Genomic DNA, 13,381 nt, shown 5'->3' on the forward strand with positions numbered 1-13,381 from the left:
CCCCAGTTCACACGAATGAAAAAGGCCCGACGCGTCCCCGCGCCGGGCCTTTCGACCATCCCGATAGGATGCTTACTCCTGATGCACCTGCTGGCGGGCGACGTCCAGCAGATGGGCAAGCTCCTTCTCGACGCGGTGGTCGGAAATGTCGATGCCCCTGGCGTGCAGGTCGGCGGCCAGACGGTCGCGGATGTCGTGCGGACCGGACGCGCCGACGTCGGCGTCGATGATCTGGCGGGCGTAGGCGTCCGCGTCGGCCCCGGTCAGGCCCAGCAGATCGGCGGCCCACAGGCCGGCCAACCGGTTGCGGCGGGCCCGAATCCTGAAGAGCAGGTCCTGGTCGTGCTGGAACTTGTTCTCGAAAGCCCGCTCGCGCTCGTCAAAGGTCGTCATGGGGACCTAGGCTCCTTGGATTGGTTTTGCGCTCCCAGATACAAGACTATATAGCCGGTGCGCCGGGCGTCGTCACCGCCCCGGCGCACCGTCCATTCGGCGAATCCGGCGTGCGGCGACATACCCAAGAGGGAAGCGGAAGGCAAGATTCCCGATGTGCAGCGTGATCCTCCTGCGACGACCGGACGCAACATGGCCCCTGATCGTGGCCGCCAACCGGGACGAAATGGCCGGCCGCCCGTGGCAGCCGCCGGGGCGCCACTGGCCCGACCGGCCGAACGTGGTCGCCGGGCTGGACGAGCTGGCCGGCGGCTCGTGGATGGGCCTCAACGACGAGGGCGTGCTGGCCGCCGCGCTGAACCGTCCGGGCACGCTGGGGCCGGAGGCCGGCAAGCGCTCGCGCGGGGAACTGGTGCTGGAGGCGCTGGACCACGCCGACGCGGCCGACGCCGTGCTGGCGCTGGGGCAGCTCGACACGCGGGCCTACCGGCCCTTCAACCTCGTGGTCGCCGACAACCGCGACGCCTACGTGATCGTCCATCGCGGCACCTCCGCCCGCAACCGGCCGGAGGTGATTCCCGTGCCAGTGGGGGTGCACATGCTGACCGCCTTCGACCTGGACGACACCGAGGACCCGCGCATCGCGCAGTATCTGCCGCTGTTCCGTCACGCGACACCTCCCGATCTGGACAAGGCCACTCCCGACCGGCCGGACTGGGGCGGCTGGCCTGAACTGCTGGGGAGCCGCATCTGGGACGGCGAGCGCGGGGAGCGCGGCGCCATGAACTTCCGCCTGCCCACCGGCTTCGGCACGGTGTCGAGCGCCCTGATCGCCCTGCCGGCGGTGGAGCGGCCCGAACTGAACCCGATCTGGCATTTCGCGGGCGGCCCGCCGCACGAAGTCGGGTATGAGCCCGTGGATCTGGACTAAACGGCCGGTAATTTCGGAGCGACCACCCTTCAACTCGTCATCCCCGCGAAGGCGGGGATCCAGAAGCTCCGCGACTAAGCTCCTGTTCGGCCTGGATTCCCGCCTTCGCGCACGGCTGTCCGGGGAACGGGGTTAAGGCTTTGATGCGGCTGCCATGTTTTGGCGCGAGTCTCTGAAAACGGCACTCGTGTTTCACAGAGCCCGCCACTCCCCACCTCGTCATTCCCGCGAAGGCGGGAATCCAGTCCGTTCAAGCACTTATCCAGCAAACTTCTGGATCCCCGCCTGCGCGGGGATGACGAAGTGGGGAGGCGTGGGCTTCGAGGGCAATGTTTCACCGGACAGCCGTGCGCCTTCGCGGGAATGACGGTGAAAGGTCGTTTGCGGAGAGGAAAGGGTTATTGGGACAAAAGCGATAGCCTTGGAGCGCTCTCCCCCCGCTCATTGTGTTCCAAGGGCCAGCTTGCTATATCACTCGTGCATATCCCTGGACCGGCGGTCCCCGCCGGCCCACAGTTTTTTGGACGATCTCGCAATGACACGACGCCGGCGCATCTACGAAGGCAAGGCGAAGGTACTCTTCGAAGGTCCGGAGCCGGGCACCCTGGTGCAGTACTTCAAGGACGACGCGACCGCCTTCAACAACCAGAAAAAGGGCATCATCACCGGCAAGGGGGTGCTGAACAACCGCATCTCCGAGTACCTGATGAGCCGCCTGTCCGAGATCGGCGTTCCGACGCACTTCGTGCGCCGCCTGAACATGCGCGAACAGCTGGTTCGCGAGGTCGAGATCATCCCCATCGAACTGGTCGTGCGCAACGTCGCCGCCGGCTCGCTGTCCAAGCGCTTCGGCATTCCCGAGGGAACGCCGCTGCCGCGCTCGATCATCGAGTACTATTACAAGTCGGACGAGCTGAACAATCCGATGGTCACGGAGGAGCACATCACGGCCTTCGGCTGGGCGGCTCCGCAGGATCTCGACGACATGGTCGCGCTGTCCTTGCGCGTGAACGACTATCTGTCGGGCCTGTTCCTGGGCATCGGGCTGAAGCTGGTGGACTTCAAGCTGGAGTTCGGCCGGCTGTGGGAGAACGAGGAGATGCGCATCGTCCTCGCCGACGAGATCAGCCCCGACAACTGCCGCCTGTGGGACATCAAGACCAACGAGAAGCTGGACAAGGACCGCTTCCGCCAGGATCTCGGCAAGGTCGAAGAGGCCTATCAAGAGGTTGCCCGGCGTCTCGGCATCCTGCCGGAAGGCGGGCCGGTGGACGTCAAGGGTCCCAAAACCGTCCAATAAGCATCACATCAAGCGAGCGGATATTCCGATGAAGGCGAAGGTTCACGTCACCCTCAAGCGCGGCGTTCTCGACCCCCAGGGCAAGGCCATCGCGCACGCGCTGCACACGCTGGGCTTCGACGGCGTCGAGGACGTCCGCGCCGGCAAGGTCATCGAGCTTCAGCTCAAGAGCACCGACGAAGCCGCCGCCCGCAAGGAGGTGGAGGCCATGTGCACCAAGCTGCTCGCCAACACCGTGATCGAGGACTACGCGATCGAGCTGGTGGCGTAAGACGCCACGGGTTCAACTCCGCTGGCAACTCTGCTAGTCGCGAATTGGGGGATGTGCCAAGCTGGCGCATCCCCCATTTTCGTTGGGCCCCTATTTTCGTTGGGTCATGTCCGTCGAACACCTCACCACCCTCGACCCCATCTTCGCCGAGTCCCTGCGCGTCGGCGGGCCGCTGATCCGTGACTTCACCCGTCCCGGCGGCTTTCCCGGCCTGCTGCGCATCGTCATGGAGCAGCAGCTTTCCACCAAGGTCGCCGTCGCCCTGTGGGAAAAGCTGCAAGCGATGGTCGGGACGGTGACCCCCGACAGCATCCTCGCCCTGTCCGAAGACGACCTCCGCGCCTGCGGCTTCTCCCGGCAGAAGATCGGCTACGCGCGCGGCCTCGCCGATGCCGTCGCCAGCGGCCGGATCGACATCGACGCCGTCCACCGCATGGACGACGAGGAGGCCATCGCCGCGCTGGTCGAGTTGAAGGGCATCGGGCGCTGGACCGCCGAGATCTATCTGATGACCGCGCTCGACCGGCCGGACATCTGGCCGGTGGGCGACCTCGCCATTCAACTGGGCGTCCAACGCCTGAAAGGCTGGGCGGAGAAACCGACCCAGGCCCAGCTCATGGCCGTCGCCGAACCCTGGCGCCCGCACCGCAGCCTCGCCGCCAAGCTGGTGTGGCACCATTACGTCGCCCTTCAGGACCAAGCCGCGAAGAAGAAGAAAGCATGACCGAAACCACCATCCGCACCGTGCTCGTGGGCAAGGCCGCTCCCTTCGGCCCGCCGGGGCGGACCAGCGCCATCGCCAAGACCCCCGTGGACGGCCCCCGCAAGGTCGGTCCGGAAGGCTTCCTTGAGGACGAGCAGGCCGACCGCCGCGTGCATGGCGGGCCGGAAAAGGCGATCCACCACTACCCGCTCGACCACCACCCGGCGTGGCGGGACGATCTGGGCGGCGACGTGCCTTTCCTCGGCCAACCCGGCGCCTTCGGCGAGAACCTGTCCACGCTTGGCCTGACCGAGGCGGACGTCTGCGTCGGCGACGTGTTCCGGGCCGGCAGCGCCGTGTTGCAGGTGACCCAGGGCCGCCAGCCCTGCTGGAAGCTGAACCACCGCTTCGGCGTACCGGACATGGCCAAGCGCGTCCAGACCACCGGGCGCACCGGCTGGTACTATCGCGTTCTGGAACCCGGCGAGATCGGCGCGGGCGATACGCTGTCCCTCATTGAGCGCCCCCATTCGGACTGGTCGCTCACCCGCCTGCTGCACGTCCTCTACGTGGACACGCTGAACCGCGAGGCTCTGGCGCAGATGGCCGCCCTGCCCGTCCTGGCGCAGGCGTGGCGCACGCTCGCCGAACGCCGCCTGGAACGCGGCGCCGTCGAGGACTGGAACGGGCGCCTGAAGGGATAAGCGGATCCCTCAGCGCGGGCACACCCACCGGAGCGCGGCCGCCGCCACGAGCGCGACGGCCCCCAGTCCGGCGGACAGCCACAGGGCGGACGCCTCGCCGAACCGCTCGATGATGACCGCGTAGGCCAGCGGCGCCAGCGCGGACGCGTAAAAGCTCGGCGTCACCAGACGGCCGACCGTGCCGCCGTAGTTCCGGGGATCGAACAGCACCAGCGGCAGCGTGCCGCGCACGATGGTCAGCAGCCCATTGCCCGCCCCGAACAGCAGGGCGAAGAGAAGCCCCGCGACAATCGCCTCGCCGCTCGCCAGCCCGATCAGGAAGCTTGGCGCCAGCAGGCCGGCGGCGAGCAGGGCGAGGGCGGTTGGGTGCAGCCGCCCGCCGAACAGCACCTCGCACAGGCGGGCGGCGGACTGGCCGACGCCGCGCAGGCCGGCGATCCACACGGCGGCGGTCTGCGCCGCGCCCAGCCCGGCGAGAATGCCGATCATGTGCGCCGACATGCCGGAATTCAGCGCCCCGGTCGCCGCGACGATCAGCGCGTAGAGGATCGGCAGCGCCCTTTGCCCGCGCGGCGCCTCACCCCCGCCATCCACTGGCTTGACCTCCGGGGAGGGGGGACGCTCGTACCGCTCGGCGGGAATGGCGGCGTGCAACGGAAGGGTCATCAGGGCGAAGACCGCGTAGCCGCACAGCGCGCCGCGCCAGCCGAACGCCTCGATCAGGGCCTGCCCGACCGGCCACAGCGTCGTGGAGGCGAGCCCGCCCAGCAGCGTGATCTGCGAGATCGGCTTGCGCGCCTGCGGCCCGCCGAGCCGCGCCAGCGCCGCGAAGGCCGCGTCGTACAGCGTCATCCGCATGGCGAGGCCCAGCACGACCCACGCCGCGTAATAGCCGACGATCTCCTGTGACGCCGCCAGCCCCAGGCACCCGGCGGCCGACAGCAGCGATCCGATCACCATGACCGGCCGCCCGCCCCAGCGGTCGATGCCCCGCCCGATCGCGGAGGAGGTCGCCCCCATCACCAGCAGCGCCACCGTGAAGCCGCCATAGGCGGCGGCGAGGCTCAGCCCCAGATCGGCCGCCATGACGTTGCCGAAGATGGCGATCAGGTAATAGGAAATCCCCCAGCACACGAGCTGCGACAGGCCCAGGAGCAGGACCAGCTTTCGCGTGATGTGCGTCATGCGTCGATTCCCCAGGCGTTGTTCCGGCAACCATAGGGGGCGGCCCGGCGGCGGCAAAACGAGTTGTCTTCCTCCGTCTGTTGAGAAAAACTCAACTATGTCCTCGCGCCTTCCACCGCTGAACGCCCTGCGGGCCTTCGTCGCCGCTGCCCGCCATTCCAGCTTCCGCCTCGCCGCGGAGGAGCTGCACGTCACGCCCGGCGCGGTCAGCCGGCAAATCCGCGCGCTGGAAGACTTCCTCGGCCTCGCCCTCTTCGACCGGCGCCAGCGGCGGGTGCGGCTGACCGACGTGGGTGCCCGCTACTTCACGCGCATGGCCGACCTGTTCGCGGAAATCCAGAACGCCACCGACAGCCTGACGGAGGGAAGCGGCCGGCGGACCGTCCATCTGGACTGCATCCCCACCTTCGCCATGCACTGGCTGCTGCCCCGCCTGCCCCTGTTCCAGCGCAGCGCGCCGGAGCTTGAGGTGTCGCTGTTCACCGCTCCGGACGCCATCGACCTGACGCGGCGCTTTGATTACGCGATCCGGCGCGACCCCGCCCATTTCGCCGGGCTGAAGCCCCTTCCCCTGATGCCGGAACACTGCGCCCCGGTGTGCAGCCCGTCCCTGCTGGAGTCGGCGTCCCTGCGCGAACCGGCCGATCTGTACGACCAGACCATCATCACCATCCGCGTCCGCCCCGACCTGTGGTCGACCTGGTGCACCGCCGAGGGTTTGGAGCTCCAAGGCTTCCGGAACCGGATGGAGGTGGACCACACCTACTTCGCCATCCAGGCGGCGGAGGACGGCCTGGGCGTCGCCGTCGTCCCGCTGCTGTTCGTCGAACGCCAGCTCGCCACCGGCCGTCTTGCGAAGCCGCTCGGCCCCCGCAGCGTGGTGTCCGGCCATTACTACCTGCTGGAAAGCCGCCAGCGCGGGCGCACCGAGGCGCCGCGATTCCGCGACTGGCTGATCGAACAGGCCTCCACCACCGACTGACGGCACCACTGGCATACCCTTTGCAGCCGAACGGACAGGCCCAAACCCGGCCTGCCCGCCCTTTGCGCTGCGCGCGTCCCATTGTCCGCGCAGCTTGCTTTCAAAAAAGGCGATTCAAAGCTTGCACAAGTTTGCCTAATCCATTATCAGTCTGCCTGATTTTTAGGCAATTGCTGAAGGTTTAGGCGAAATGGGCGCTGCGAAGACCGGCGGTGACGTCTTCTTTGTCCTCATCGGCGCCGTGATGGTGCTGGCCATGCACTGCGGCTTCGCGCTGCTGGAAGTCGGGACGGTCCGGGAGAAGAATCAGGTGAACGCGCTGGTGAAGATCCTCTCGGACTTCGCCATGTCGACCATCGCCTATTTCTTCGTGGGCTATTCGGTGGCCTACGGCGTGGACTTCTTCGCCGACGCCAAGACGCTGGTCGGCAAGGGCGCTGAAGGCTTCGCGGCCTACGGCTACGACCTCGTGAAGTTCTTCTTTCTGGCGACCTTCGCCGCCGCCGTGCCGGCCATCGTGTCCGGCGGCATCGCCGAGCGCGCCCGGTTCTGGCCGCAGGCCTGCGCCACGCTGCTTCTGATCGCCCTCTTCTACCCGGCGCTGGAAGGCATGGTGTGGGGCACGCGGCTGGGCCTTCAGGACTGGATGACCGCCACCTTCGGCGCGCCCTTCCATGACTTCGCCGGCTCCGTCGTCGTGCACGCCTTCGGCGGCTGGGTGGCGCTGGGCGCCGTTCTGTTGCTGGGCAACCGGCGCGGCCGCTACCGGGCCAACGGCTCGCTGGTCGCCATCCCGCCGTCGAACATCCCCTTCCTGGCGCTGGGCGCCTGGGTGCTGGCGGTGGGCTGGTTCGGCTTCAACGTCATGAGCGCGCAGTCGCTGGAGGGCGTGTCGGGCCTTGTCGCCATCAACTCCCTGATGGCCATGGTCGGCGGCATCGTCACCTCGCTGGTGATCAGCCGCAACGATCCGGGCTTCGTGCACAACGGCGCGCTGGCCGGTCTGGTCGCGGTCTGCGCCGGTTCGGACGTGATGCACCCGCTGGGCGCGCTGGTCACCGGCGGCCTCGCCGGCCTGCTGTTCGTCTGGGCCTTCAACAAGTGCCAGATCGACTGGAAGATCGACGACGTGCTGGGCGTCTGGCCGCTGCACGGCCTGTGCGGCCTGACCGGCGGCCTGCTGGCCGGCGTGTTCGGGCAGGAGCCGCTGGGCGGCCTCGGCGGCGTGTCCATGGCGGCGCAGGCGGTCGGCACGCTGGGCGGCGCGGCCTTCGGCCTGCTCTCCGGCCTTGTCGTTTACGGCGCCCTGAAGAAGACCGTCGGCATCCGCCTGGACGCCGAGGAGGAGCATCGCGGCGCCGACCTCGCCCTGCACCAGATCAGCGCCTACCCGGAAGCGGACGCTCCGGCGCTCCGATAAGGGCCGAAGAGGCCCGCAATCCCTTGCTTTGCCGGGGCCGGGCCATTAGTGTCCGGCCTCGAACCGATTCCCGTCACGACGCCGGATTTTCCACGCCCCATGAAGGCCGCCGTCATCGTTTTCCCCGGCTCCAACCGCGAACGCGACGCCGTCGCCGCGCTGGAGGCCGCCAGCGGAACCAAGCCGCATCTGGTCTGGCACCGCGACACCGAACTGCCCAAGGTCGATCTGATCCTCGTGCCGGGCGGCTTCTCCTATGGCGATTACCTGCGCTCCGGCGCCATGGCGGCGCATTCGCCGATCATGCGCGAGGTGAAGGCGCGGGCCGATCAAGGCGTTCGGGTGCTCGGCATCTGTAACGGCTTCCAGATCATCACGGAGGCGGGGCTGCTGCCCGGCGCCCTGATGCGGAACGCCGCGCTGAAGTTCGTGTGCCGCACCGTGCATCTGCGGGTGGAGAACACCGACAGCCCCTTCACGGCCAAGTACCGCAAGGGGCAGATCGTCCGCTATCCGGTGGCGCACGGCGACGGCAACTACTGGGCCGACGCTGAGTCGGTGAAGCGCCTGGACGGTGAAGGCCAGATTGCCTTCCGCTACGTCAGCGACGACGGCCGCGACGACCCGCTGTGGAACCCGAACGGGTCGGCGGGCAACATCGCCGGCATCTTCAACGCGAAAAAGAACGTGCTCGGCCTGATGCCGCACCCGGAAGACGCGGTGTCCGCCTTCCACGGCAACACCGACGGCAAGCCCATGTTCGACGGTCTGGTGGAGGCCTTGTCGTGACCGCCCAACAGCCTGAAGCTACCCTCGAACTCGCCCGCGAGTTCGGCCTGTCCGCCGAGGAATACGAGAACGCCCTGAAGATCCTGGGTCGCAAGCCGACCTTCACGGAGCTGGGCATCATCTCGGTCATGTGGTCGGAGCACTGCTCCTACAAGTCCTCCAAGGTGTGGCTGACCACCCTGCCGACCGACGGCCCGCAGGTCATCTGCGGCCCCGGCGAGAACGCGGGCGTGGTGGACATCGGCGATGGCGACACCGTCATCTTCAAGATGGAGAGCCACAACCACCCGTCCTACATCGAGCCTTACCAGGGTGCGGCCACCGGCGTCGGCGGCATCCTGCGCGACGTGTTCACCATGGGCGCCCGGCCCATCGCGAACATGAACGCGCTGCGCTTCGGCTCGCCCGACCACCCGAAGACCCGCCATCTGGTGTCGGGCGTGGTGTCGGGCATCGGCGGCTACGGCAACTGCGTCGGCGTGCCGACCGTGGGCGGCGAGACCAACTTCCACCCGGCCTACAATGGCAACATCCTGGTCAACGCCATGACCGTGGGCGTCGCCAAGGCCGACAAGATCTTCTATTCGGCCGCCGCCGGCGTCGGCAACCCGGTGGTCTATGTCGGCTCCAAGACGGGCCGCGACGGCATCCACGGCGCCACCATGGCGTCCGCCGAGTTCACCGAGGATTCGGAGGAGAAGCGCCCGACCGTGCAGGTCGGCGACCCCTTCACCGAAAAGCTGCTGATCGAAGCCTGCCTGGAGCTGATGGCAACCGACGCCATCGTCGCCATTCAGGACATGGGTGCGGCGGGCCTCACCTCCTCGTCGGTCGAGATGGCCGGCAAGGGTGGCCTCGGCATCGAGCTGGTGCTCGACAACCTGCCGATGCGCGAAGAGGGCATGACGCCTTACGAGATCATGCTCTCCGAAAGCCAGGAGCGCATGCTGATCATCCTGAAGCCCGGCCGCGAGGAGGTCGCCCGCGCGATCTTCGACAAGTGGGAACTGGACTTCGCGATCATCGGCACGCTGACCGAGACCGGCAACCTCGTCATCAAGATGCACGGCGAGACCTGGTGCGACATGCCCATCGCGCCGGTCTCCAACGCCGCCCCGGTGTACGAGCGCCCGTGGGAGCCGACCCCGCCGCAGCCCGCGCTTGAGGATTCGGTCCGCGAGCTGCCGGCGCAGCCGCTGGGCGACATCCTGGAAAAGCTGGTCTCCTGCCCCGATCAGGCGTCCAAGCGCTGGATCTGGGAGCAATACGACAGCCTCGTCAACGGCGACACCCGCTTCATGTCGGGTCAGGCCGACGCGGCGGTCGTCCGCCTGCCGGGCCAGACCAAGGCGGTGGCGATCACCACCGACTGCACGCCGCGCTACTGCCTCGCCGACCCGGTGCGGGGCGGCGCGCAGGCCGTGGCCGAGGCGTGGCGCAATCTGTCGGCGGTCGGCGCCCTGCCGCTGGCCATCACCGACAACATGAACTTCGGCAACCCCGAGAAGCCGCGGATCATGGGCCAGTTCGTCGGGGCCATCCAGGGCATCGGCGAGGCGTGCCGCGCGCTGGACTTCCCGGTCGTGTCGGGCAACGTGTCGCTCTACAACGAGACCAACGGCGAGGCTATCCTGCCGACCCCCGCCATCGGCGGCGTCGGCATCATGCCCGACGCCATGATGGCCGTTGGCATCGCCTTCAAGAACGAGGGCGACACGATCCTCCTCGTCGGTGAAACGAAGGGCCACCTGGGTCAGTCGCTTTACCTGCGCGAGATCCTCGGCCGCGAGGACGGCCCGCCGCCGCCGGTCGACCTGACGGTGGAGCGCCGCAACGGCGACTTCGTCCGCCAGATCATCCGCGACGGTCTGGTGGTGTCCAGCCACGACATCCAGGACGGCGGCCTGCTGGTCACCGTGGCCGAGATGGCCATGGCCGGCGGCATCGGCGCCAACCTCGCCGGCCTCGACGGCGCGGATGCCGGCATCCTGTTCGGCGAGGACCAGGCGCGCTACGTGCTGGCCGTCCGTCCGGAGAACGCCGCGACGGTGCAGGAGCGGGCCAAGGCGGCCGGCGTCCCGGTCACCGTTCTCGGCAAGACCAACGGCACCGCCCTGACCGGCCGTGGCCCCGAGGCGATCTCCATCGACCGCCTCCGCAAGGCCAACGAGGCTTGGCTCCCCGGCTACATGGCCGCCGGCGTCGAGTGAAGTGCTGCGGTGGGCCCCCATCCCAACCTTCCCCCACCTGACGGCGGGGGAAGGAGCTTTAGTCCCCTCCCCCGTGCGCAGCATGGGGGAGGGTTAGGGTGGGGGCCCAACGAAACGGCTTTCCTTCTTGGTTGACGAAAAAAGGGCCGGGCGGCTGATGGTCGCCCGGCCTTTTTTATTTCGGGGATTTGAAGGGTTCCTGAAATGAACAAAAAGCGCTTCGGGCTTTATGTGGCGTTGGCAACGGGACTTGCCGCGTTACTCCTGTCCGTTCCGACAGCGCTCCTCATTTCATGGCTTCTTTTTCATGGCCCCAACCGTTGGGCAGCCATCATTCCATGGCTCCCTATCTTGGGTGCAGGCTTTTTGATGAAGGCCTTTCTGGACAAGGGGCGCTGGGTTCTGGCCTGTCTCGTATGGCTCTTCCCAATCGCCTTATCCATCAAGGCATTTTATGATTTCCTCCAGTCCCCTCTCTGAGCCACCTGCGCTCAATTCAAAGCCATTGCGTGAATCCCCTCTCCGTTCTGGAGGGCTTTGGAATACAATCTTTCATCGTCATTCCCGCGAAGGCGCACGGCTGTCCGGGGAACGGGATTAAGGCTTTGATGCGTATGGCTTGTTTTTAAGCGAGTCTCTCAAAATGGCGCCTGTGTTTCACGGAGCCTGCAACTCCTCAATTCGTCATTCCCGCGAAGGCGGGAATCCAGGCTGAACAAGCACTTAAGTGCGGAGTTTCTGGATCCCCGCTTTCGCGGGGATGACGGTGAGGAAATAGAACGCTCCGAGCGGAAATGCTTCACCGGACAGCCGTGCGACGCGACGGGAAGATTACCCGCCCCTCGTCCCCCCTCTCGCTCCTCCACCGGCCACTTGGTACGGCTGAACGGATTCGGACTCCTCCACGTCCCCCTCTGGCACGTCCCCCTCCGGCGCCGCATCGCCGCCGTCCTGTCGAGGGGAGTCGTTTACGGATATGTATCCGTATCGTCCGTCAATGAAGCCGCATGAGTAAGCCTGCTCCACGATGCCGCTGATTCTCTGCGCTTCCGCCTGATCCTTGCAGCGCGCCATTACAAGGACATCGGTTTTACCCGGAGGCCCCTCCAGCGAAACAACCCACTCTCCGTTTCCTTCCGTGATTCGCGCGGAATGACGTTCGGACATGCTTGCCGATCCTTTCTGCGGGGAAGATCATTTCGACTTCCCCAGCCAAATCACGAGATCAAATCACACGCTGAACAAGCAACCGCACCGGAACAAGGCGCATCTGCGCGGCTCATTCTGATCCCGAAGTTCCACCGCGAAACCATGTGCGAAGCGGGCGCTGTTCTTGCCTCACCCCCAAGCATCCGCTACCATCATTCCATCACCATCCGAACCATGCCCGCACACCGTGCAACACTTTCAAGACGTTGTTGCATGATGTTGCACGCCCTGCACTCCGCGCATACCGCATCCAATCATTCCTACACGAAACGTGCACAACGCACGTCCGCGAACAAACACGCACAACCCGCTGACCCGTCAGCGAAATTCCGAGAAATCGCCCATTGTGCAGAGTCGCCACACTGCACAATCCGCACAACGATGCACAATCGACGGTATGCGCCAGCCGCATGGCCGAAACACCGGGCCAACCTGCCCCGCGTGGACCGGCCGCCACCGTCCGTAGGCCCCACCAACGCTTCCCCGGTGACAAACCCAGGCGCAACGCCTAATTATGTTGGCAACGCCCATATGGGCAGGGCAAGACGGAACAGGATTACGGCCATGGCGATGGAAGCCGCGGTGATCGAAAAGCTGATCAAGGAAGGCATTCCGGACGCGGTGGTGGAGATCGCCGACCTGCGCGGCGACGGCGACCATTACGCCGCGATGGTCACCTCCGCCACCTTCAAGGGGAAGTCCCGCGTGCAGCAGCACCAGATGGTCTACGCGGCCCTCCAGGGGAAGATGGGCGGCGAGCTGCATGCGCTGGCGCTGACCACGGCCGTGCCGGAAGGGGCCTGAGGCCTCAGGGAAAGACGGCTCACGAAGTCGGGCATCATCGGGAAAGGTTGAGAGACAATGGTTGACCAGAACGTCGTCGAACGGATCGAGCAGGACATCAAGAACAACGATGTCGTGCTGTACATGAAGGGCACGCCCGTCTTCCCGCAGTGCGGCTTTTCCGCCGCCGTCGTCCAGGTGCTGAGCCACACGGGCGTGAAGTTCAAGGGCGTCAACATCCTGGACGATCCGGGCCTGCGCCAGGGCCTGAAGGAATACTCGAACTGGCCGACCTTCCCGCAGCTCTACGTGAAGGGCGAGCTGGTCGGCGGCTGCGACATCGTGCGCGAGATGTACGAGTCGGGCGAGCTTCAGACCCTCCTGAAGGACAAGGGCATCGCCACCGGCGCCAACGCCTGATCCTTCCACGATTTCGACCTGGAAAGGGCTCCGCCAAGGCGGGGCCCTTTTCGTTTGTGGAACCGGCCTCCGCCGCACCCT

The 13,381-nt window shown here is 66.6% G+C and carries 14 protein-coding genes; 12 read left to right on the forward strand and 2 right to left on the reverse strand.

The window, feature by feature from the left end; genetic code table 11:
- Positions 1 to 72: 72 nt before the first annotated feature.
- Positions 73 to 393, reverse strand: a complete 321-nt coding sequence (locus J2852_RS07470; RefSeq protein WP_209873192.1) for a DUF1476 domain-containing protein — start codon at positions 391 to 393, stop codon at positions 73 to 75.
- A 154-nt stretch (positions 394 to 547) separates the two neighbouring features.
- Here J2852_RS07470 and J2852_RS07475 point away from each other — a divergent pair, with 154 nt between their 5' ends.
- The 5 genes from J2852_RS07475 (at position 548) to J2852_RS07495 (ending at position 4,302) form a co-directional block, all read left to right on the forward strand.
- Positions 548 to 1,324 carry an NRDE family protein gene (locus J2852_RS07475; RefSeq protein ID WP_209873195.1) on the forward strand — a complete coding sequence of 259 codons (777 nt, stop codon included), beginning with the start codon at positions 548 to 550 and terminating at the stop codon, positions 1,322 to 1,324.
- Positions 1,325 to 1,859: 535 nt separating this feature from the next.
- Complete coding sequence (gene purC / locus J2852_RS07480) at positions 1,860 to 2,624, forward strand: phosphoribosylaminoimidazolesuccinocarboxamide synthase (protein WP_209873198.1); 765 nt, start codon at positions 1,860 to 1,862, stop codon at positions 2,622 to 2,624.
- Between the two features lie 28 nt (positions 2,625 to 2,652).
- Positions 2,653 to 2,895 carry a phosphoribosylformylglycinamidine synthase subunit PurS gene (gene purS / locus J2852_RS07485; protein WP_038529315.1) on the forward strand — a complete coding sequence of 81 codons (243 nt, stop codon included), beginning with the start codon at positions 2,653 to 2,655 and terminating at the stop codon, positions 2,893 to 2,895.
- A 106-nt stretch (positions 2,896 to 3,001) separates the two neighbouring features.
- A complete protein-coding gene (locus J2852_RS07490; protein ID WP_209873201.1) occupies positions 3,002 to 3,619 on the forward strand; it encodes a DNA-3-methyladenine glycosylase family protein in 618 nt (205 codons plus the stop codon).
- A complete protein-coding gene (locus tag J2852_RS07495; RefSeq protein ID WP_209873204.1) occupies positions 3,616 to 4,302 on the forward strand; it encodes an MOSC domain-containing protein in 687 nt (228 codons plus the stop codon). The genes J2852_RS07490 and J2852_RS07495 overlap by 4 nt, the downstream gene beginning before the upstream one ends.
- Positions 4,303 to 4,311: 9 nt before the next feature.
- Here the strand turns inward: J2852_RS07495 and J2852_RS07500 are convergent, their stop codons facing one another.
- Entirely contained in the window at positions 4,312 to 5,487 is a 1,176-nt protein-coding gene (locus J2852_RS07500) for an MFS transporter (protein ID WP_209873207.1), read from the reverse strand.
- Between the two features lie 97 nt (positions 5,488 to 5,584).
- Here J2852_RS07500 and J2852_RS07505 point away from each other — a divergent pair, with 97 nt between their 5' ends.
- From J2852_RS07505 to grxD, 7 genes are all read left to right on the forward strand, one after another.
- Positions 5,585 to 6,469, forward strand: coding sequence for a LysR substrate-binding domain-containing protein (locus J2852_RS07505; protein WP_209873210.1), 885 nt, complete (start codon positions 5,585 to 5,587; stop codon positions 6,467 to 6,469).
- A 190-nt stretch (positions 6,470 to 6,659) separates the two neighbouring features.
- A complete protein-coding gene (locus J2852_RS07510; RefSeq protein WP_209873213.1) occupies positions 6,660 to 7,889 on the forward strand; it encodes an ammonium transporter in 1,230 nt (409 codons plus the stop codon).
- A 99-nt stretch (positions 7,890 to 7,988) separates the two neighbouring features.
- The gene (gene purQ, locus J2852_RS07515; protein ID WP_209873216.1) at positions 7,989 to 8,678 is read left to right on the forward strand and encodes a phosphoribosylformylglycinamidine synthase subunit PurQ; all 690 of its coding nucleotides are present in this window, start codon (positions 7,989 to 7,991) and stop codon (positions 8,676 to 8,678) included.
- Positions 8,675 to 10,888, forward strand: a complete 2,214-nt coding sequence (gene purL / locus J2852_RS07520) for a phosphoribosylformylglycinamidine synthase subunit PurL (protein WP_209873219.1) — start codon at positions 8,675 to 8,677, stop codon at positions 10,886 to 10,888. The genes purQ and purL overlap by 4 nt, the downstream gene beginning before the upstream one ends.
- 204 nt (positions 10,889 to 11,092) lie before the next feature.
- Complete coding sequence (locus J2852_RS07525; RefSeq protein ID WP_209873222.1) at positions 11,093 to 11,368, forward strand: hypothetical protein; 276 nt, start codon at positions 11,093 to 11,095, stop codon at positions 11,366 to 11,368.
- A 1,293-nt stretch (positions 11,369 to 12,661) separates the two neighbouring features.
- Positions 12,662 to 12,901, forward strand: a complete 240-nt coding sequence (locus J2852_RS07530; RefSeq protein WP_209873225.1) for a BolA/IbaG family iron-sulfur metabolism protein — start codon at positions 12,662 to 12,664, stop codon at positions 12,899 to 12,901.
- Between the two features lie 57 nt (positions 12,902 to 12,958).
- On the forward strand, positions 12,959 to 13,300 hold the full coding sequence (gene grxD / locus J2852_RS07535) for a Grx4 family monothiol glutaredoxin (RefSeq protein ID WP_209873227.1): 342 nt from the start codon (positions 12,959 to 12,961) through the stop codon (positions 13,298 to 13,300).
- Positions 13,301 to 13,381: the final 81 nt, after the last annotated feature.

The sequence above is a fragment of the Azospirillum soli genome (genome assembly GCF_017876165.1).
Classification (GTDB): Bacteria; Pseudomonadota; Alphaproteobacteria; order Azospirillales; family Azospirillaceae; genus Azospirillum; species Azospirillum soli.